Source organism: Paraburkholderia sp. EG286A (genome assembly GCF_040965375.1).
Classification (GTDB): Bacteria; Pseudomonadota; Gammaproteobacteria; order Burkholderiales; family Burkholderiaceae; genus Paraburkholderia.
Genome location: NZ_JBFRCB010000007.1, coordinates 186,056 through 204,689, shown reverse-complemented (window position 1 = coordinate 204,689; position 18,634 = coordinate 186,056). Strand labels below are relative to the sequence as shown.

Annotated in this window: 17 protein-coding genes; 14 read left to right on the top strand and 3 right to left on the bottom strand. The window is 65.1% G+C overall.

Features of this window, described 5'->3' with window-relative positions; all coding sequences use genetic code 11:
* Positions 1-11 precede the first annotated feature (11 nt).
* The 3 genes from AB4Y35_RS30840 to AB4Y35_RS30830 are packed head-to-tail and all read right to left on the bottom strand — an operon-like array spanning position 12 to position 4,071.
* Positions 12-2,306 (bottom strand): molybdopterin cofactor-binding domain-containing protein, encoded by a 2,295-nt coding sequence (locus tag AB4Y35_RS30840; RefSeq protein WP_368707380.1) that lies wholly within the window; start codon positions 2,304-2,306, stop codon positions 12-14.
* On the bottom strand, positions 2,303-2,764 hold the full coding sequence (locus AB4Y35_RS30835; RefSeq protein ID WP_368707379.1) for a (2Fe-2S)-binding protein: 462 nt from the start codon (positions 2,762-2,764) through the stop codon (positions 2,303-2,305). The genes AB4Y35_RS30840 and AB4Y35_RS30835 overlap by 4 nt, the downstream gene beginning before the upstream one ends.
* A complete protein-coding gene (locus AB4Y35_RS30830; RefSeq protein WP_368707378.1) occupies positions 2,761-4,071 on the bottom strand; it encodes a c-type cytochrome in 1,311 nt (436 codons plus the stop codon). The genes AB4Y35_RS30835 and AB4Y35_RS30830 overlap by 4 nt, the downstream gene beginning before the upstream one ends.
* 138 nt (positions 4,072-4,209) lie before the next feature.
* Here AB4Y35_RS30830 and AB4Y35_RS30825 point away from each other — a divergent pair, with 138 nt between their 5' ends.
* From AB4Y35_RS30825 to yicI, 14 genes are all read left to right on the top strand, one after another.
* Positions 4,210-5,109, top strand: coding sequence for a LysR family transcriptional regulator (locus tag AB4Y35_RS30825; protein WP_368691077.1), 900 nt, complete (start codon positions 4,210-4,212; stop codon positions 5,107-5,109).
* Between the two features lie 169 nt (positions 5,110-5,278).
* Entirely contained in the window at positions 5,279-6,607 is a 1,329-nt protein-coding gene (locus AB4Y35_RS30820; RefSeq protein ID WP_368707377.1) for an MFS transporter, read from the top strand.
* A gap of 34 nt (positions 6,608-6,641) precedes the next feature.
* Positions 6,642-7,682 (top strand): amidohydrolase family protein, encoded by a 1,041-nt coding sequence (locus tag AB4Y35_RS30815; protein WP_368707376.1) that lies wholly within the window; start codon positions 6,642-6,644, stop codon positions 7,680-7,682.
* Complete coding sequence (locus AB4Y35_RS30810; protein WP_368707375.1) at positions 7,679-8,350, top strand: RraA family protein; 672 nt, start codon at positions 7,679-7,681, stop codon at positions 8,348-8,350. The genes AB4Y35_RS30815 and AB4Y35_RS30810 overlap by 4 nt, the downstream gene beginning before the upstream one ends.
* Before the next feature lie 80 nt (positions 8,351-8,430).
* Positions 8,431-8,823, top strand: a complete 393-nt coding sequence (locus tag AB4Y35_RS30805) for a hypothetical protein (RefSeq protein WP_368707374.1) — start codon at positions 8,431-8,433, stop codon at positions 8,821-8,823.
* 141 nt (positions 8,824-8,964) lie between these two features.
* Positions 8,965-9,144, top strand: a complete 180-nt coding sequence (locus AB4Y35_RS30800; protein ID WP_368707373.1) for a hypothetical protein — start codon at positions 8,965-8,967, stop codon at positions 9,142-9,144.
* Between the two features lie 304 nt (positions 9,145-9,448).
* On the top strand, positions 9,449-10,231 hold the full coding sequence (locus AB4Y35_RS30795) for a YncE family protein (RefSeq protein ID WP_368707372.1): 783 nt from the start codon (positions 9,449-9,451) through the stop codon (positions 10,229-10,231).
* On the top strand, positions 10,225-10,593 hold the full coding sequence (locus tag AB4Y35_RS30790; protein WP_368707371.1) for a hypothetical protein: 369 nt from the start codon (positions 10,225-10,227) through the stop codon (positions 10,591-10,593). The genes AB4Y35_RS30795 and AB4Y35_RS30790 overlap by 7 nt, the downstream gene beginning before the upstream one ends.
* Before the next feature lie 161 nt (positions 10,594-10,754).
* Positions 10,755-11,801: a substrate-binding domain-containing protein gene (locus tag AB4Y35_RS30785; protein WP_368707370.1), complete on the top strand. Its 1,047-nt coding sequence runs from the start codon at positions 10,755-10,757 to the stop codon at positions 11,799-11,801.
* A gap of 210 nt (positions 11,802-12,011) precedes the next feature.
* Entirely contained in the window at positions 12,012-13,223 is a 1,212-nt protein-coding gene (locus AB4Y35_RS30780) for a sugar ABC transporter substrate-binding protein (protein WP_368707369.1), read from the top strand.
* Between the two features lie 86 nt (positions 13,224-13,309).
* Complete coding sequence (locus tag AB4Y35_RS30775; protein ID WP_368707368.1) at positions 13,310-14,248, top strand: carbohydrate ABC transporter permease; 939 nt, start codon at positions 13,310-13,312, stop codon at positions 14,246-14,248.
* 19 nt (positions 14,249-14,267) lie between these two features.
* Positions 14,268-15,080: a carbohydrate ABC transporter permease gene (locus tag AB4Y35_RS30770; protein ID WP_368707367.1), complete on the top strand. Its 813-nt coding sequence runs from the start codon at positions 14,268-14,270 to the stop codon at positions 15,078-15,080.
* Between the two features lie 18 nt (positions 15,081-15,098).
* Positions 15,099-16,178: an ABC transporter ATP-binding protein gene (locus AB4Y35_RS30765; RefSeq protein WP_368707366.1), complete on the top strand. Its 1,080-nt coding sequence runs from the start codon at positions 15,099-15,101 to the stop codon at positions 16,176-16,178.
* 54 nt (positions 16,179-16,232) lie between these two features.
* The gene (gene yicI / locus AB4Y35_RS30760; protein ID WP_368707365.1) at positions 16,233-18,563 is read left to right on the top strand and encodes an alpha-xylosidase; all 2,331 of its coding nucleotides are present in this window, start codon (positions 16,233-16,235) and stop codon (positions 18,561-18,563) included.
* The last annotated feature ends 71 nt before the right edge of the window (positions 18,564-18,634 follow it).

Here is an 18,634-nt window from a genome sequence, read left to right as displayed (position 1 = left end):
TGGCGGTTTCGCTACGCCTTGAGCGCATTGCGCGACTTCGGCGCGAGCAGCGGCAAGTCGCGGATTCTCACACCGGTCGCGTCGGTAATCGCGTTGGCGAGCGCCGCCGCGGCCGGTCCTTGCGCCGCTTCGCCCACGCCGAGGAACGGCAGGCCGGGGCGGTCGATCAGCAACACCTCCACGCGCTTCGGCACCGAAGCAAAACGCATGATCGGGTAAGTGCTCCAGTCGAAGCTCGTAATTCGTTCACGGTCGAACTGCGTTTCTTCAAAGAGCGTCCAGCTCGTGGACTGCAGGATGCCGCCTTCGACCTGGTTGCGCACGCCGTCCGGATTGACGATCTGGCCGCAGTCGATGGCCGCGACCACGCGCTCGATGTGCACCTCGCCGGTATCGCGCACGACGGTCACGTCCATCGCAATGGCCAGGTATGCCATCAGGTTCTTGTATTGGGCGAATGCAAAGCCGGAGCCGGACGCGTGCACGTCCGGGTGCGTCGCACGCGCGGCATGCGCTTGCCAGCCGGATCGATCGGCCACGGCATGGATGACGGCTTGTGCGCGCGGATCGTCGAGATGCTTGAGGCGGAACGCGACGGGGTCCGCTTGCGCGGCACCCGCAAGCTCGTCGATAAAGCTCTCGATGGCGAACACGTTCATATGCGCGCCGAGCGAGCGCATGGCCGAAACGCGTATCGGCATGTCGGGCAGGAAGTGATGCTGCACGTGCAGGCTCGGCACGCGGTAGAGCGGAATGCTGTTGCGGTCGCCGCCGCCTTCGGGCATGGGAATCGGCTTGGGCGGCGCGGGCGTGAACGGTTGCGCGAGCAACTGCGCGGGCAACAGCCGGCCCGCGTTCTCGATGCGGTTGTTATGGGTATTGCTCCATAGTTCGTATTGCCAGGCGATGATCGATCCGCCGGCATCGAGCGATGCGCTCGCATCCACCGTCATCGCGGGGCCGAACGGCTCCCACATATGTTCCTGCTCGCGCATGAACTGCACGCGTACCGGGCGGCCCGGCAGCTCGCGGGCGATGAGCGCGGCGTCCCCGGCAACGTCGTCCGCACCGTTGTGTCCGTAGCAGCCCGAACCTTCCACGTGCACGCAGCGCACCTTCTCACGCGGCATGCCGAGCATCCCGGCAATGCCGGCGCGCAGCGGGTAGGCGCCTTGCGTGTGTGTCCAGACCGTCATGACGCCGTTGTCGAGGTGCGCGAGCGCGCACGACGGCCCGATCGATCCGTGCGTCAAATAGGGCTTCGAATAGCGGGCTTTCAACGTCGCCGCCGGCTGTCCGGCGGCCGCGCCCTGGTCGGCCACCACGATTTCCTGTGCCGGCAGGCTCATCAGAAACGCGTGAATGCCAGCCGGATCGGGCAGCGCAGGGCCCGGTTGCCACTGCGCCGCGAGCGCGAGTTCGCGCATCGCGACGATGGCGCGCCATTCGTCGTCGGCGACCACGGCGAGGTAATCGCCGTTGCGCACGACCTTGACGACGCCGGGCAGCACCGCCACGCGCGCGCTATCGACGGCAACGAGCCGCGCGCCATAGGAGGGCGGCCGCACGACGCGCGCATGCAGCATGCCGGCGGGCCGCAGGTCCTGAACATAGCTCGCGCCGCCCGTGACCTTGCCCGGAATATCCACGCGCGGCAGCGTGTGCCCGATCACGGCGTAGTGTGCGGGCGGCTTTGTCGCGGCGTTGGGCTGCGCGTCCTGATGCAGGTTCGCGTGCTGCACCGCTTCGCCATAGCTCACGCGCCTTCCGTCGGCGGCGACGATTGCGCCGTCGCGCGTGCTGAGCGCGGCGGCATCGATGCCCAACTGCGCCGCTGCGCTTTCGACGAGCAGCGTGCGCACCTGGGCCGCCGCGTTGAGGATCGCCGTGCCGCTGTCCGCCATCGTGTGGCTGCCCGCCGTGTAGCCCTCGTTTGGCGTGGCGGCCGTATCGGCCGTGACCAGTTCGATCGCATGAGGCGCGAGGTCGAGTTCTTCGGCGGCGAGTTGCAGGAGCGCCGTGCGAACGCCGGTGCCCAGTTCCACCTTGCCCGTGAACACGCTCACGTGGCCGTCGGGTCCGACCTTGATCCACGCGTCGAGCGATGGCGTGGTCTTGAGGCTGCCGGGCAGCTTCGGGGCGCTCGCGTGGAAAGTGCCCGCTTCGGTGGTGGTTTGCGCGAGCGCGGCCATGCCCGGCACGATGGCGAAGCTCACCATCAGCGAGCCGCCCACGAGGAAACGGCGGCGCGCGACATCGTCGGGGCCGCCAGGGTCGAACGCAGGGGATGGGCGGGCGCGGCTCATGACTGCGCGCCCGCCGCCGCTTGCCGGATCGCCGCGAGAATGCGCATATGCGTGCCGCAGCGGCACAGATTCGGCTGCATATAACGGCGAATCTCGTCGTCGGTGGCGTGCGGCGTGCGCTCCAGGAGGGTTTGCGCACGCATGATCATACCCGCGATGCAGTAGCCGCATTGCGCGGCCTGCTGGTCGATAAAGGCCTGTTGCAGCGGCCCCGGATGATCCGCGCTGCCGAGTCCTTCGACGGTGCGCACGGGCCGCTCGCCAACGGCCACGACCGGCAGCAGGCACGAGAACACCGGCTCGCCGCCCACGCTCACCGTGCACGCGCCGCATTGGCCGAGCCCGCAGCCGAACTTCGCGCCATTGAGGCGCAACTGGTTGCGCAGCACATAGAGCAGCGGCGTGGACGGATCGGCATCGACGGTATGGCTGACGCCATTGACGTTGAGCGTAATCATCGTGATGGGCTTTCCTTGCGAAGATGCGCCACGGCCTGAGCATCGAGCGCGGACCAGGGGCCAAGCGCGCTGAAGCGCGCGCGCGTGTAGTTGGCAAGCTCCGCGATCTGCGCGTCCGTGAAGGTGCCGGCGAATGGCGGCATGAAAGACGCGGCTTCGCTCTCGTGCCAGGCGATGCCGTCGAGCAGGATGCGCACCATGTTGCGCGGGCTGTCGGCGTTGACGGCGGTGGAGAGCGACAGCGACGGACGATAGCCGTCGGTCGACATCGCCGCGCCTTCAGCATGGCACGACGCGCAGGCCGCGGCAAACAGGGTAGCGCCGTTGGCGGGCGCGGTCGAGCCATGGACGCTGACTGCGCCAGGCGGCGCGGCGGCATGCGGGCTGGACTGCAGTGTCAGCAGATAGGCGGCGATGGCGTCGATGTCTTCGGGAGCGGCGTCGGCGAGCGAGCGCGTCACCGTACGCATCGGGCCGGCCGCCGCGCCGTGCTCGCTGGCGTAGCCCGTACGCAGATAGTTCGTCAGTTGTGCTTGCGTCCAGGGCCTTGGGCGTGCCCTGAGGTCGGTCAGCGCAGGCGCGTCCCAACCCTCGAGGGTGCCGCCTTGCAACGCATGGTCGCGGCGCTCGGCGCCGAGATGGTTGAGCGGCGTGTGGCACGCGCCGCAATGACCGAGGCTCTCGACGAGATAGCGGCCGCGCGCGACCTGCTGCGCTTGTGCGTCCGTCGACGTGGCGGAAGCGGTAGACGCCGCAGACGCAGGCGGCAGATAGAGCTGATTCCACACAGCCATGAGCGGCCGCAACCCCAGCGGAAACATCAGCGCATTGTGCGGCGCTGGCGCGTTGACGCTTGCGCGGCTCATCAGCCATGCATAGAGCGCGGCGAGATTGGCGTCGCTCATCTGCGCGAAGTGCGGATACGGAAACGCGGGATAGAGCAGATGCCCGTCACGCGACACGCCGCGCCGCATCGCGCGCGTGAACGCGTCGAGCGACCAGTCGCCGATGCCGGTGTCCTTGTCCGGGGTGATGTTGGTCGAGTAGATCACGCCGAAGGGCGTTTGCAACGGCAGGCCGCCCGCGAGCGGTTGACCTTGAGTCGCGGTATGACACGTGATGCAGTTGCCGATGGCCGCGAGCTTCGCGCCGCGCGCGATGGCCGCGGCGTCGCCCGCCGGCGGCGAGGGCGCGGCCACCGGTGCGAGCCCGCGTTCCCAGGCGCGCGCAACGTGGCCGCCATAGGCGGCAGCGAGCGCAACAAGGACCACGGCCACGCCCGCGATCCGTACCCGCCTGCCTTTCATCGAGCCTCCAGAGCCGAGAGGGCCATCGCTCCACATGGCGATCGGCATGCGCCGTTCGATCGCGAGCAAATGACGTGCCCGGTCTGCGGGTTGTTCGCTGTATTACGATGCTGGGCAAATCGATACGGAGATGACGAGATGAACGAGCTTCGGGGCCTGCAGTGTTTCGTGACACTCGCCGAGGAACTGAACTTCAGCCGCGCCGCGGAGCGTCTGCACATTGCGCAGCCGGCCTTGAGCCAGCAGATCCGCGCCCTCGAGGACCGGGTGGGCACGCAACTGATCGATCGCACGCGCCGCCCGCTGCGCCTGACGGAAGCGGGCCAGTACCTCGCCACCGAAGCGCGGCAGATTCTCGGCTCGCTCGCCGAGGTGACGCACGGCGCGCTGGAGATCGGCGTGGGCCGGCGCGGCTGGCTCAGTGTCGGCTTCACGCGCTCGTCGATGTACAGCGTCCTGCCGCCTGCGCTCAAGGCGTTTCATCAGGCGTATCCGCAGGTCGAACTCAAGCTGTTCGAAATGCTGACCGACGAGCAGACCGATGCGCTGCGCGACATGCGCATCCATGTCGGCATCGGGCGGCAGCCGCTCGCCGTGCCCGGTTACACGACCTTGCCGCTGCTGCGCGAGCGGCTCGTGGTGTTGATGGCGTCGGATCACCCGCTCGCCAAACGAAAGAAGGTGCGCATCGACGAACTCGCCGATACGCCGTTGATCCTCTACCCGAAGCATCAGAACGCACAGTTCAAGCGCACGGTTCAGGCACTCTACCGCGACGCGGGCGTGACGCCCCTCGTCGCGCATCAGGCCTATGAGATCCAGACCGCCATTGCGCTCGTGGCGGCGGGGCTCGGCGTGACCGTGGTGGGCGAGTCGGTGGCACGGCATGGCCGCGCCGACGTCGTGGCGCGCCACCTCGATGGCCCCGGCGCTTCACAGCGCACCGTGCTGGCCGCGACGTTCCGCAGCGACGACGCCTCGCCGCATCTGCGCGCGTTTCTCGAATGCCTGCCGCCGCCGCTCGCCAGCACACTATAAGCGCACGCTTATAGAAGCATAAGTATCGCGTCTTGGACTCGACGCCCCCCGCTTCTTATTATCGAAACTCAGGCGCCCTGTCTCGCGGGGTGCCGCCGGCAGCGCTCACCGCTGCCGGCCGATAACTATGCAGCGACGGCACCGCCCGTCGCCATGAAGCGGAGACAGCATGAGTCACTTCGATGAAGCAGCAACCATGCGAAAGGTTTACAAGCGGCTCGTGCCGCTCCTTTTCTGCATGATGTTTTTCAATTATCTGGACCGTATCAATATCGGTTTTGCCGCGCTCGACATGAACTCGGACATGGGCTTCGACCCTGCCGTGTTTGGCTTTGCGGGCAGTATTTTCTTTGTCGGCTACATGCTGCTGGAAGTGCCTAGCAATCTTTTGTTGCACCGCGTCGGCGCGCGCCGCTGGATCGCGCGCATTCTGCTCACGTGGGGAGCCGTTGCGGCGGCAACGGCCTTCGTGTTCAATGCGTCGAGCTTTTACGTGCTGCGCTTTCTGCTCGGTGTGATGGAAGCCGGTTTTCTGCCGGGTATCGCCGTGTATCTGACCTACTGGTTTCCGGAGCGCTACCGAGCTCGCGCCGTGGGCGGGTACATCATCGCGGGGTCGTTCTCGGCCGTGCTGGGCGGCCCGCTCTCGACCACCGTCATGACTTACGCGAACGGCGTACTCGGCATGCACGGCTGGCAGTGGATGTTCATTATCGAAGGCGTGCCCGCCATGCTGCTCGGCCTCGTCACGCTGCGCATCATGACCGAGCGCCCCGCTGACGCCGGCTGGCTTTCGGCCGAAGAGAAGCAATGGCTCGAAGCCACACTCGCCACGGAGCGCGAGGCGCTGGGCGGCCAGCGGCATTTTCCGCTGCTGAAGGTGGCGAGCGACATGCGCGTCTGGAGCCTCGCGTGTCTGTTCGGCTGCGCATTGGTCGGCATTTATGGGCTGTTCCTGTGGCTGCCGCAGATCGTGAAAAGCCTGGGCCACCTCAACAACATCGAAGTGGGCTTCCTCTCTGCCGCGCCGCCGCTGCTGGGCGTGCTGGGCACGTATCTCGTGAGCCGCAGCTCGGACCGCACCGGCGACCGCAAGTACCACCTCGCATTCGTCTACGGCATGAGCGCACTGGCGATTGCGGGCAGCGCGTATGCGCCGAATCCGCTGCTTGCGTATGCGCTGCTTTGCGTGACGGGCCTCTTCATCTACGCGGGCAACCCGCTGTTCTGGAGTCTGGCCGCTTCGTTCAGAACCGGCGCAGCGGGCGCGGCGACGATCGCGCTCATCAATACGATCGCCCAGTTCGGCGGCGTGGTGGGACCGTGGACCATCGGTCTCGTGCGCCACGCCACCGGCAACTTCAAGCTCGCGCTGCTCACCATCGCCGCTTTCCTCGTGGTCGCTACGCTCATCGCCATCGTGATGCGCGTGAAGCCCGCCGAGCGCGGCGCCTCGAACCCGTCGCTCGTTGGCCACGACGAAGCGACGGAGAGTTGATCTTAATCTTCCGTACACCTGATGGAATTGCTACATGATCATTGATTGCCACGGTCACTACACGACCTCGCCGCCCCAGCACGAAGCCTGGCGCACGAAACAGATCGCCGCGCTCAAGGACGGCACGCCAGTGCCGCCGCGCCCGTCGATCAGCGACGACGAGATTCGCGCAAGCATCGAAAACGGCCAGCGGCGCATTCAGCGCGAGCGTGGCACGGACCTGACGATCTTTTCCCCGCGCGCTGCGGGCATGGGCCACCACCAGGCAGGCGCGGCGGCGAATGCGCTGTGGTCGGCCGAATGCAACGATCTCGTGCATCGCGTGTGCGCGCTTTTCCCGCAGCATTTCGTGGGTGTTTGCCAGTTGCCTCAGGCACCGGGCGTGACGCCGGAAAACTGCATTCCGGAGCTGCGCCGCTGCGTGGAGGAACTGGGGTTCGTAGGCTGCAACCTCAACCCCGACCCCTCGGGCGGGCACTGGTCGGGGCCGCCGGTCACGGATCGCTCGTGGTATCCGCTCTACGAGGCCATGGTGGAGCTCGACGTGCCCGCGATGATCCACGTTTCGTCGTCGTGCAATCCTAACTTTCATGCGACGGGCGCGCATTACCTCAACGGCGACACCTCGGTGTTCATGCAGCTGCTGCAGGGCGACCTGTTCGCCGACTTCCCGAGCTTGCGCTTCATCATCCCGCACGGCGGCGGCGCGGTGCCGTATCACTGGGGACGCTATCGCGGTCTGGCGCAGGACATGAAGCGGCCGCTCCTGAAGGACTACCTGCTCAAGAACGTGTTCTTCGATACCTGCGTGTATCACCAACCGGGTTCCGACCTGCTCGCCAAGGTGATTCCGGTGGAGAACATCCTGTTCGCCTCGGAGACGATCGGCGCGGTGCAGGGCATCGACCCGGAAACCGGCCACTACTACGACGACACGCGCCGCTATATCGACGCGATCGAATGGCTCAGCGCGGCCGACCGGCAACGCATTTACGAAGGCAACGCGCGAGCGGTTTACAGCCGTCTTTCCGCGCAGATCGAACGACAAACCGCACTGGAAGGGATCACGAAATGAACCAGATTGGCTGGCGCGAACACGAGTCTGCCCCGCAGGCCAGCGCAGCGACGCTCGCCGCGTTGCGCGAACTGCAGGTGTCGCTCCTGAGCGACAACATGGCGCGTTCGAGCGGCATACTCGGCCTGCAGCCGTTCCACAGGCCCAGGCCGATGGCGGGCACGGCCGTGACGGTGCGCACGCGTCCCGGCGACAATCTCGCCATCCATCGCGCGTTCGACTTCTGCCGGCCGGGCGACGTGCTCGTGATCGACGGCGCGGGCGAAGTGACCCAGGCCCTGATGGGCGACATCATGTCGAGCTACGCGCAAAGTCTCGGCGTGCAGGGGCTCGTGATCGACGGCGCGATCCGCGACGTCGGCGCGATTCGCCAGCGCGACTTCCCGGTGTATGCGCGCGGCGTGACGCATCGCGGGCCCTACAAGAACGGACCGGGCGAAATCAACGTGCCGGTGACCATCGGCCGGATGGTCGTCAATCCCGGCGACATCATCGTGGGCGACGAGGACGGCTTGCTCGCGATCGCGCCCGCTGATGTGGAGACCGTCATTGCCGGCGCACGCCGGCAGGGCGAAAAGGAGGCAGCCGCATTGCAGGCGATCGCCGAAGGGCGCTTCGACCGCGCATGGGTGATGCCGCACATCGAGCGCATGAGAAGCGGCGCCTGATGAACCCAGGCGGCGTCAGGCGTTAAGATGCGCGCTGGAGCCTGTGCTCCCTCGCTCAACCGCAGATCCATTCTTGTTCCATGACCCGATACCTAGACGCTGCCGCGCTGCGCGAACTCGCCGAACACGCGGAGCAAATCGACCCGCCGCCCTGCACCTGCACGAAAACGCCGCTGGATGGCTGGCAATCGCAGCCGCTTTCGCTCGACGAGCGGCAACTGGAACAGATCGGCACGCTCGTTAGCGCGGACGAAGCCGAACCGACCTTCGCCGAACATCTGCCGGGAGAGACGGGCTACTGGTCGGAGAATGCGCCGATCGCGCCCCGGTACTTTCCGTATAACCGTTGCGGCGTGTGGAAATGCACGCTGTGCGAACGCCTATACCTTCGTTATACGGAAGGCGGCGGCTATTTCGTCGATCAGCGTATTCGCGCGTTGAAAGCGCATTTGATCGAGGACGTGCCGCTTTGAACTTCTGATTCCGGCGCGCTTATATTCCTGGTGAATCAAACGGGGGTCAGGCTTTTCCCTGGCCTCTCTTTCATTTCTGGCGGCTTGATCTTCGAATGACCGCCAATGTCGCTTTCGACTTCACAACCGAACCTTACATGCGTGTCCCGTTCGCACGCGGCTCAACCGACGCCGCGTCAAACTCCGCATCTCGATGTGCCCTCGCATCAAAACCTCAACGACAAGCTGAACCGCGCGCTTCAAGGCCATCGCGGCACTGCAGTGCAGGAAATGGCGCGGCGCAGCACGCCGAAATTCTTTCTCCGACCTGATCAATTCTGAGTTTCATTCCAGCAATAAAGGCGTGAACCGAAACTTACTGAGCGCGATGGTTCTATTCATCGACAAGTTTCTACAGCCATACATGCATACGCGCTTTTAAATAGAAACGATTAATTTCTTTGCTGTGCATTATTACCGCTCCTTGCGCATTCTTACGTCCAGATCGAAGCCCGCCATTCGGCCGCTTCAAGAAAATGGATGACGTGAGCCGCAGCGCGATGAGGATTCATCGAGACGCTCCCGCAGATTCCGAGAGGCATTCGCGTGTTGATCCACCTGTTCTGCTGCTCAAAGGAGCCGACTGATGAATAAACCCTTATTGGCCTTTCTACTCGCGGCGACGGTGGCCGTTGCCGGTTGCGGAGGCTCGGACTCCTCGAGTTCCAATCCGGCGTCGGCCGCGGCCACGCCGTCCGCGCCCAAACTGCTCTCGAACATCACCGTGCCCAATACGACGAGCCCGGCGTTCAGTTTCGATATCGGCTATGTGGAAGCGGGCCGGTACTATCTGGCCGATCGCAACAACAAGTCCGTCGATGTCGTCGATACCAAAACGAAAGCGCTGCTCGCGCAGATTCCGGGTAACTTCACCGGTGCGGGCGCGAGCACCGATGCGTCCGGACCTGACGGCATCGTAGGCGTGACGGGAATGAATACGCTGTACGTAGGGGACGTCGATAGCGTGAAGATCGTCGACACGTCCGCGATGCAAACGGTCAAGACGATCCCCATCAGCACGTCGGGCTCGCGCGTCGATGAAGGCTGCTACGATCCCGACGACCATCTCGTCATGTTTGCGAGCCCCGGCGACACGCCGCCCTACGTGACCTTCATTTCGACCACGACGCAAACTGTCGTGAACAAACTGGTATTCAACGGCTCTTCAGGCCTGGAAGCCTGCGTGTACGATCCGGCCTCGAAGAACTTTCTCATCAACAACGACGGCACCACCGCCAACCCCGACGGCGAACTCGACGTGATCGCCGCCAGTTCGGTCACGTCGGGCGCGCCTGCGGTGAGCAAGGCGTTTGCGCTCGGCAAATGCGGCCCCGCGGGCTTGCGCTCGGTCCCAACAGCGACGTGCTGATTGGTTGCGATCCTTCCGCAGGCGATCCGCTCATCACGCTGATCCTCGATCGCAATACGGGTACGCAACTCGCGTCGGTGCCGTTCGGCGGCGTGGACCAGGTGGCTTTTGATCCCGCGTCGAACCGCTACTTCCTGCCTGCGCGCCACTACGTCACGAGCGGCACCGCGGCATCTTCGGGCTTTACGCCGACCATGGGTGTGATCGACGGCGCGACGCGCAAGCTCATTTACACCGTGGCGGTGGGGACAGGCGCGCACTCGGTGGGCATCGACAGCAGCCTCGGCGAGGTGTTCGTGCCGTACCAGCCCGGGTCGGCGGCATTCCCGAATGGCGGGATATCGGTGTTCTCGACACAATAGAGGAAGGCCCTGCCTGGCGCTCAGCCAGCGGACGTGAGGAACGTCCGCTGGCATTTCTGCTTCTTCGTCTTATTCGGCCCATCGCTGACTTACGGTTATGATGTTTCGCACCGTGCGGGCTCCGCGAGCCCGCACACATTCCAACATCATTCAACCAGCGCATGGGTATTCGGGAACTCGCCAAAGTATTGAAGCTGTCCGTTTCGACCGTGTCGCGCGCCTTGAACGACAGCGACGAGGTGAGCGCCGAAACGCGCGAGCGCGTGCGCGCCGCCGCGCTCGAGCATGGCTACGCGCCAAGCAAGTCGGCCGCGAGCCTGCGCCGTGGGCGGCTCGATATCGTCGGGCTGATGCTGCCGGTGCGGCGCGAGGAAGAGACCTACACGCTCGGCATTTTCATGAAGCTGGCGGACGGCCTGCAGTCGGTCCTGTCGCGGCACGGCATGGATCTCGTCATGTATTCGAGCGAGTCGTGGGACGACGAGTTCGCGCGGCTGCGGCGCATTGTCGAGCGCCGTCATGTGGACGGCGTGATTCTCGCAGGCACGCGGCGGCACGACGAACGGCTCGATTACGTCGCGAGCCGCCAATTCCCGTTCGTGGCGCTCGGCCGCAGCGAGTCGGGCGGCGATCACGCATGGGTCGATCTGGACTTCGAGGGGGCCGTCGCCGAAGGTGTCGAACGGCTCGTCGCACAAGGGCATCGCCGTATTGCGCTCGCCGTTCCTGGCGGCGACGCGATGCAGGCGCATATCTACCTGCGCGCATGGAAGAAGGCGATGAAAAAGCACGGGCTGCCCGTGCCCGAAGGCTTCGTGCAGCGCAACGAGCTCTCCGAGCGCGGCGGCTATCTCGCGACCGAGGCGCTGCTCAAGCTGGGCGTGCCGCCCGATGCGCTCATGTTCCAGAGCGACTGCATGGCGATCGGCGCGTACCGCAAGCTGCACGAAACGGGCAGGGCGCCGGGCCGCGATCTGGCGATTTCGGGCGGCGTGCTGGCGGGCGAAGTGTCGGAATACCTCGCGCCGCGCCTCTCCGGCTTCACGCTCGACGCCTATGGACTGGGGCAGCGCCTCGCGCAGGCGCTGCTTGCGCAGTTCCCGGATCTCGGCGACACCTACCGCGCCGCGCGCGAGCCGCTGCTGTGGCCGCTCACGCTGCGCGAGCGCGACGACGATGCGGTGACGTCCGAGGCCGCTCGAGGCTAGTCCGCACCCGCTGCCGTCGGCATTGCGGTTTCCGCGAATCGGCATTGCGATTTTCGCAGGCAGCTTGACAGCGCTACCTGCAGAAGCAACTATTTGCCTGTTTCCGGAAACGTTTCCGGAAAAAGCGGTTGCAGCGGCACGGGCCCCGCCTGGCCCCAGAAAAGAGCCTGAAAGAAAGCGCGATTCTCAACGCGCGAAAACGGAGACAGCATGAAGAAGCTACTTGCCGCATCCGCGGCCATTGGTTTGGCATTCTCGCTTTCCTGTGCGTCGCTGCATGCCGCGACGCTCTCGGTCTGGGCCGTGGACGAGCCCGACGACTACACCGCGAAGATGGCGCAGGAGTTCGGCAAGCTGCATCCCGATGTCCATGTGCAGATCCGCAAGGTCGGCTTTGCGGCGCTCAACGACGAAACCATGCGCGCCGTGATGTCCGGCAACATGCCGGACGTCGTGCCGATCGACAACCCGAACACGGCGATGTTCGCTTCGAAGAACGCGCTGCTCGATCTCGACCCGTACCTCGCGAAGTCGAAGGTCATCGACGCGAAGCAGATCTTCCCCGGTCCGCTGAAAAACGCCACCTGGAACGGCAAGGTGTATGCGATTCCGCGCGGCACGAACACGCTCGCGCTGTACTACAACAAGGACATGTTCAAGGCCGCCGGGCTCGACCCCGAGCACGCGCCGCAGACCTGGGACGAACTCTATACCGACGCGCAAAAGCTCACTGACGCGAAGAAGGGTGTGTACGGCCTCGCGTTTTCCGCCATCAACACGGAAGAGGGCGTGTTCCAGTTCCTGCCGTTCGTGCAGGCCGCGGGCGCGGACTGGGACCGCATGAGCGATCCGGGGGCCGTGCGCGCGGCCGCGTTCTGGCAGAAGCTGCTGGACAGCAAGGTCGCTTCGCCGGACACGCTCACGCATAGCCAGTCGGAGGCGGCGGCCACGTTCATCAACGGCAATGCCGCGATGGACATCGACGGGCCGTGGGAACTCGGCGCCGTGGAAAAGGGCGCGAAGTTCAAGTGGGGCGTGGCGCTCCTGCCCGTCGAGAAGGCGGGTGGCCCGCGCGCCTCGGCGCTCGGCGAGCAGAATCACGCGATCCTGCGCGGCGCAAAGAACCCGGATGTGGCCTTCCAGTTCCTCGAATACATGTATGCGCAGCGCGGCCGCGACTGGAACGAATTCGGCATGCTGCCGCCGTCGAAGGACACCGTGACGCCGGACCCGAAGTGGCCGCAGGCGTACAAGGTCTTCAACGAGCAGATGCAGTACGCCCGTCCGCGTGGTCCGAACCCGAACTGGCCGAGAATCTCGAAGTCGATTTCCGACGCGGTCCAGTCCGTGCTGACGCATCAGGCCACGCCGCAACAGGCCATGGCGGCCGACGCGCAGACGGTGCAGGCCGCAGCGAAGTAAGCATGCCGAAGTATGGCATCGAGGTTGTTGCCGCCCGGGGAACCACGGTTCCTCGGGCGCCGTCCCGCCTTTGAGCAAAGAACGCCATGAACACACTTTCGCGCCGCGCTCCGCGCGACCCGGCTGCGGGGCTTCTGCGCCGCTTGCCGCGCGCCCATGCCTTCGAGATCTCGCTGGCGGTGTTCGCGCTGCTGTATCTGCTGGTGTTTGCGGGGCTGCCGCTGATCTACAACATCGTCCTGTCGTTTCAGCAGGTCGATCTGATGGCGCCCGCCACGCTGTTGCGGCCGTTCGTCGGGCTCGCGAACTATCGCGATGTGTTCAGTCGCCCCGAGATGCACCAGGTGATCGTGAACACGGTGCTGTTCGTCGGGCTCTCGCTCGTTTTCCAGGTGGTGATCGGTTTTCTGCTGGCGCTGCTGTTCGCGCAGGACTTTCCGTTCGCGAGCCTCATGCGCGGCCTGTTTCTCGCGGGCTGGATCATGCCGGGGCTCGTGGTCGGCGTGATCTGGAAGCTGATTTTCGCAGGCGATTATGGCGTGCTCAATCATGTGCTGATGCAAACGCACATCCTGCAGGAGAAGATCTTCTGGCTCTCCGATCCGCACTGGTCGCTCTATGCAGTGATCGCCGCGAACGTCTGGCTTGGCGTGCCGTTCAACATGCTGCTGCTTTCGGTCGGGCTCGCGGCCATTCCGGCCGATCTCTACGAAGCGGCCGAACTCGATGGCGCGAATGCGCTGCAGCGTTTCATCGGCATCACGCTGCCGATGATGAAGGCCACGCTCGGCGCCGTGATCGCGCTGGGCGCGATTCTGACGATGCAGCAGTTCGACCTGATCGCGGCGCTCACGCAAGGCGGTCCGGCCAACTCTTCGCTGGTTGTGCAGTACTGGTCGTGGCAGCTTTCCTTGCAGACTTTCGAGGTGTCGGCGGGCTCGGCGGTGGCCACGGTCATGCTGGTGCTCGTGCTGATCGTCGCGGTGATCTACGTGCGGTCCACGCGCAACGAAAGGATGGTCTGAGATGAGGCGCTCAACCAGGATGAAGCGCTACGTACTGTTCGTCATCGCGCTGTACGTCACGGCGGTCTATCTGTTCCCGCTGTACTGGATGTACATCACCGCATTCAAGAGCGCGAGCGAGATGTTCCAGTATCCGCCCACGTTCTGGCCGCAGCATCTGCAATCGCACCTGTGGGAGGTGTTCAGCAGCAGCGGCATGGGCAACTTCCTGTGGAACTCGTTCGTGACCGCATGCGGCACGGTGGCGGTGACCGTGTTCGTTGGCACCGGCGCTGCTTATGCACTCGCGTTCGTGCAGAACCGCTGGACCAGTGTCGCGATCTTCGCGGTGCTGGTGCTGCAGGCGCTGCCGTCGAGCCTCATGGTCACGCCGATCTTCACGGCGTTCAAGATGCTTGGGTTGCTCGACACGCCGCGCCTCGCCGTGGTGCTCGCGCAGATCACCAAGACGCTGCCGTTCTATATCGTGCTGTGCCGCCCGAGTTTCGTGCAGGTGCCGCGCGAGCTGCGCGACGCGGCGCTCGTGGACGGCGCAACGCCGGCGCGCGCGTTCTTCGGCGTGATCCTGCCGCTCGCGGTGAACGGCATTCTCGTCTCGGCGATCCTAGTGTTCCTGCAATCGTTCGGCGAGTACGTCTACGCCCGCTCGCTGATTCTCGACGACCAGTATCAGACCGCCACGGTGGGCCTCTCGGCATTCGTCGGCGCGACCAAGGTCGACTGGATCGGCATCATGACCTATTCGGCCATTTTCGTTACGCCCATCCTAGTGGCGTTCATGCTGCTGCAACGCAAGATCGTCGCCGGGCTGACGGCCGGCGCGCTCAAGTAACGCATACGGAGAATCGCTGTGGATCGCATACAGATCGAGCGCCTGAGCAAGAGCTACGGAGCCGTGCAGGTGTTGAAGGACATCGATATCAGCGTGCCCGAAGGGTGTTTCGTCGCGCTGGTCGGGCCGTCGGGATGCGGCAAGTCCACCTTGCTGCGCACCATTGCCGGGCTCGAACCGATCACGGGCGGCACGCTGCGCATCGACGGCCAGGTCGTCAACGACGTGCCGCCGCGCAAGCGCGACGTGGCGATGGTGTTCCAGAGCTACGCGCTCTACCCGCACATGAACATCGAAAAGAACATGTCGTATTCGCTGCGGCTGCGTCGCGCTGCGCCGAAGGTCATTCGCGAGAGTATCGACGGCGTGGCGCGCACACTGGGCCTCGATCATCTGCTCGCGCGCATGCCGCGCCAGTTGTCGGGCGGCCAGCGCCAGCGCGTGGCGATGGGTCGCGCCATCGTACGCAATCCGAATGTATTTCTGTTCGACGAACCGCTCTCGAATCTCGATGCCGCCCTGCGCGTGCATATGCGCACGGAAATCCGCAAACTGCATCAGCGGCTGTCCGCGACTTCGGTGTACGTCACGCACGACCAGATCGAGGCGATGACGATGGCCGATCACGTGGTCGTGATGCGCGCCGGCGAAGTCGAGCAGCAGGGCGCGCCGCTCACGCTCTATCACCGGCCTGCCAATCGCTTTGTCGCGGGCTTCATCGGCTCGCCGTCGATGAACTTCATCGAGGCCGTAATTGGACCGGACGGGCGCAGCGCGCAGTTCGGCGGCATGCAGGGCGGGGCCGCGCAGACGCTCGACCTGGGCCGTACGCTGCCGGCGGGCGCCGAGGTCTGGATCGGCCTGCGTCCCGAGCATCTGCAGTTGCACCGCGAAGCGCGTGGGTTGCGCGGTGTGATCGACACCGTGGAGACCACGGGCTCCATGAACTTCATCGCGGTGAAACTCGATGGCGTAGCGGCGCCCGTGATGATCGCGCAAGCGGGCGTGTGCGCCATGCGCAGCGGCGAGGCGATCGGACTCGACATCGCAGGCGAGCACATCCACGTGTTCGACAGGAAGACCGAGCGGGCGCTTTAGACACACCGCAGGTGCTTACGGATTGGCTGTTCAATAAGCTATGAGTAGATCTAAATGAAAATCAGCGATGGCAACTGGTTGATCCGGGACGGCCTGAACGTCTCGTACTCGGCGTCGCCGCACAGCGTGGAGATCGTCGGCGACGAACTGCTGGTGCATGTGGCGCCCCGCGACGTGTCGAACCGCGAACGGCAGCTCGACACGGGCCTCTTCACGTGGCGCTTCTTTTCACCGCAAAGCGGCGTGATCGGCGTGCGCGTCGAGCATTTCGCCGGCACGCTCGATCGCGGCCCGCATTTCACGCTCCAGCGCACGAACACGGAAGTGGTCACGCACAACACCGAGACGGAGGCGAGCCTCACCAGCGGCTCGCTGACCGTGCGCATCGTCAAGACGGGCGACTGGTCGGTGGATTTCCTGCGCGACGGCGAGCGCATCACGGGCAGCGGCTTTCGCGCGAGCGGCCAGGTCCACGACACCAATCAGCAGGGTGCAGCGTTCATGTTCGAGCGGCTCGATCTGGGCGTTGGCGAGAACGTCTATGGGCTCGGCGAGCGCTTTACGGCATTCGTGAAGAACGGGCAGGTGGTCGAAAGCTGGAACCGCGACGGCGGCACGGGCACCGAGCAGGCGTACAAAAACGTGCCGTTCTATCTGACCAACCGCGGCTACGGCGTGCTCGTGAATCATCCGGAAAACGTGTCGTTCGAGGTGGCCAGCGAGAAGGTGGCGAAGGTGCAGTTCAGCGTGGCAGGCGAGCGGCTCGAATACTACGTGATCGACGGCCCCACGCCCAAAGCCGTGCTGGAGCGCTTCACGCAGCTGACCGGGCGCCCGGCGCTGCCGCCCGCGTGGTCATTCGGCCTGTGGCTCACCACGTCGTTCACCACGAACTACGACGAAGCGACGGTGAATCACTTCATCGACGGCATGGCTGAGCGCGGCATCCCGCTGCACGTGTTTCACTTCGACTGCTTCTGGATGAAGGCCTTCCACTGGTGCGACTTCGAGTGGAACCGCGAGACCTTTCCCGATCCGCAGGGCATGCTCGCGCGGCTCAAGGCGCGCGGGCTGAAGATCTGCGTGTGGATCAATCCGTATATCGCGCAACCCTCGCCACTGTTCGCCGAAGGCATGGCGAAAGGCTATCTCCTGCGCAAGCCCAACGGCGATGTGTGGCAGTGGGACCGCTGGCAGCCCGGCCAGGGCATCGTCGACTTCACGAATCCCGCCGCGGCCCAGTGGTATGCGGGCCATTTGCGGCGTTTGCTGGAAATGGGCGTGGACTGCTTCAAGACGGATTTCGGCGAGCGCATTCCGACCGACGTGGTCTACCACGACGGCTCCGATCCGCAGAAGATGCACAACTACTACAGCTACCTCTACAACAAGGTGGTGTTCGACGTGCTGCGCGACGTGCGCGGCGAGGGCGAAGCGGTGGTGTTCGCGCGTTCCGGCACCGTGGGCAGCCAGCAGTTGCCCGTGCATTGGGGCGGCGACTGCAGCGCGACCTACGAATCGATGGCCGAGACGTTGCGCGGCGGCCTCTCGCTGGGCCTGAGCGGCTTCGGCTTCTGGAGCCACGACATCGGCGGATTCGAGCACACCGCGCCCGCCGACGTCTACAAGCGCTGGTGCGCGTTCGGGCTGCTGTCGAGCCACAGCCGCCTGCACGGCAGCAAGTCGTATCGCGTTCCATGGCTGTTCGACGACGAAGCCGTCGACGTGGTGCGCCATTTCACCGAATGGAAGTCGCGCCTCATGCCCTACCTGTTCGACGCCGCGCAGCAGGCGGTCGATCACGGGACGCCGATGCTGCGCGCCATGCTGCTGGAGTTTCCCGGCGACCCGGCCTGCGAGCATCTGGACCGCCAGTATCTGCTCGGCGAATCGCTGTTGGTGGCGCCGGTCTTCAACGCCGCGGGCGACGTGGACTTCTGGCTGCCGGCGGGGCGCTGGACACATCTGATCACGGGCCGGCAGGTCGAGGGCGGCAGGTGGGTGCGCGAGCGGCACGGGTTCCTGAGCCTGCCGGTCTACGTGCGGCCGAATACGCTGCTCGCGATCGGCGCCGAGGACCAGCGTCCCGACTACGACTACGCATCGCGCAGCGAACTGCATCTGTTCGAACTGGCCGATGGCGCGAGCGCGGCCGTGACGCTGCGCGACCAGCGCGGCGCGCGCGTGACACAGGTGAGCGTGACCCGGCGCGGCGATACGCTGAATGTGCGCTACGACGGCGTGAAGGGAGCGCTACCGCTGACGCTGCGGCAATGGCCCGAGCTGCGCGATGCCGGTGGGCTGAAGTCGCAAGCCGGGGAGTTGGGCGTGCAGGTGCAGTTGCCGGCGGGTGACGGAGAGGTCGTGTTGCGCATTCAGGCTTAACAAGGCGCTACGCGAAGCATTGCGGACGGCAGAAATACAACTGGCCCGCCATCGCAACACACTGCGATGGC

Coding starts and splice junctions, on each gene's coding strand:
- AB4Y35_RS30825 (WP_368691077.1), top strand. CDS start 4,210: ATGAACGAGCTTCGGGGCCTGCAGTGTTTCGTGACACTCGCCGAGGAA.
- AB4Y35_RS30830 (WP_368707378.1), bottom strand. CDS start 4,071: ATGAAAGGCAGGCGGGTACGGATCGCGGGCGTGGCCGTGGTCCTTGTT.
- AB4Y35_RS30820 (WP_368707377.1), top strand. CDS start 5,279: ATGAGTCACTTCGATGAAGCAGCAACCATGCGAAAGGTTTACAAGCGG.
- AB4Y35_RS30805 (WP_368707374.1), top strand. CDS start 8,431: ATGACCCGATACCTAGACGCTGCCGCGCTGCGCGAACTCGCCGAACAC.
- AB4Y35_RS30795 (WP_368707372.1), top strand. CDS start 9,449: ATGAATAAACCCTTATTGGCCTTTCTACTCGCGGCGACGGTGGCCGTT.
- AB4Y35_RS30835 (WP_368707379.1), bottom strand. CDS start 2,764: ATGATTACGCTCAACGTCAATGGCGTCAGCCATACCGTCGATGCCGAT.
- AB4Y35_RS30815 (WP_368707376.1), top strand. CDS start 6,642: ATGATCATTGATTGCCACGGTCACTACACGACCTCGCCGCCCCAGCAC.
- AB4Y35_RS30780 (WP_368707369.1), top strand. CDS start 12,012: ATGAAGAAGCTACTTGCCGCATCCGCGGCCATTGGTTTGGCATTCTCG.
- yicI (WP_368707365.1), top strand. CDS start 16,233: ATGAAAATCAGCGATGGCAACTGGTTGATCCGGGACGGCCTGAACGTC.
- AB4Y35_RS30785 (WP_368707370.1), top strand. CDS start 10,755: ATGGGTATTCGGGAACTCGCCAAAGTATTGAAGCTGTCCGTTTCGACC.
- AB4Y35_RS30770 (WP_368707367.1), top strand. CDS start 14,268: ATGAAGCGCTACGTACTGTTCGTCATCGCGCTGTACGTCACGGCGGTC.
- AB4Y35_RS30840 (WP_368707380.1), bottom strand. CDS start 2,306: ATGAGCCGCGCCCGCCCATCCCCTGCGTTCGACCCTGGCGGCCCCGAC.
- AB4Y35_RS30810 (WP_368707375.1), top strand. CDS start 7,679: ATGAACCAGATTGGCTGGCGCGAACACGAGTCTGCCCCGCAGGCCAGC.
- AB4Y35_RS30775 (WP_368707368.1), top strand. CDS start 13,310: ATGAACACACTTTCGCGCCGCGCTCCGCGCGACCCGGCTGCGGGGCTT.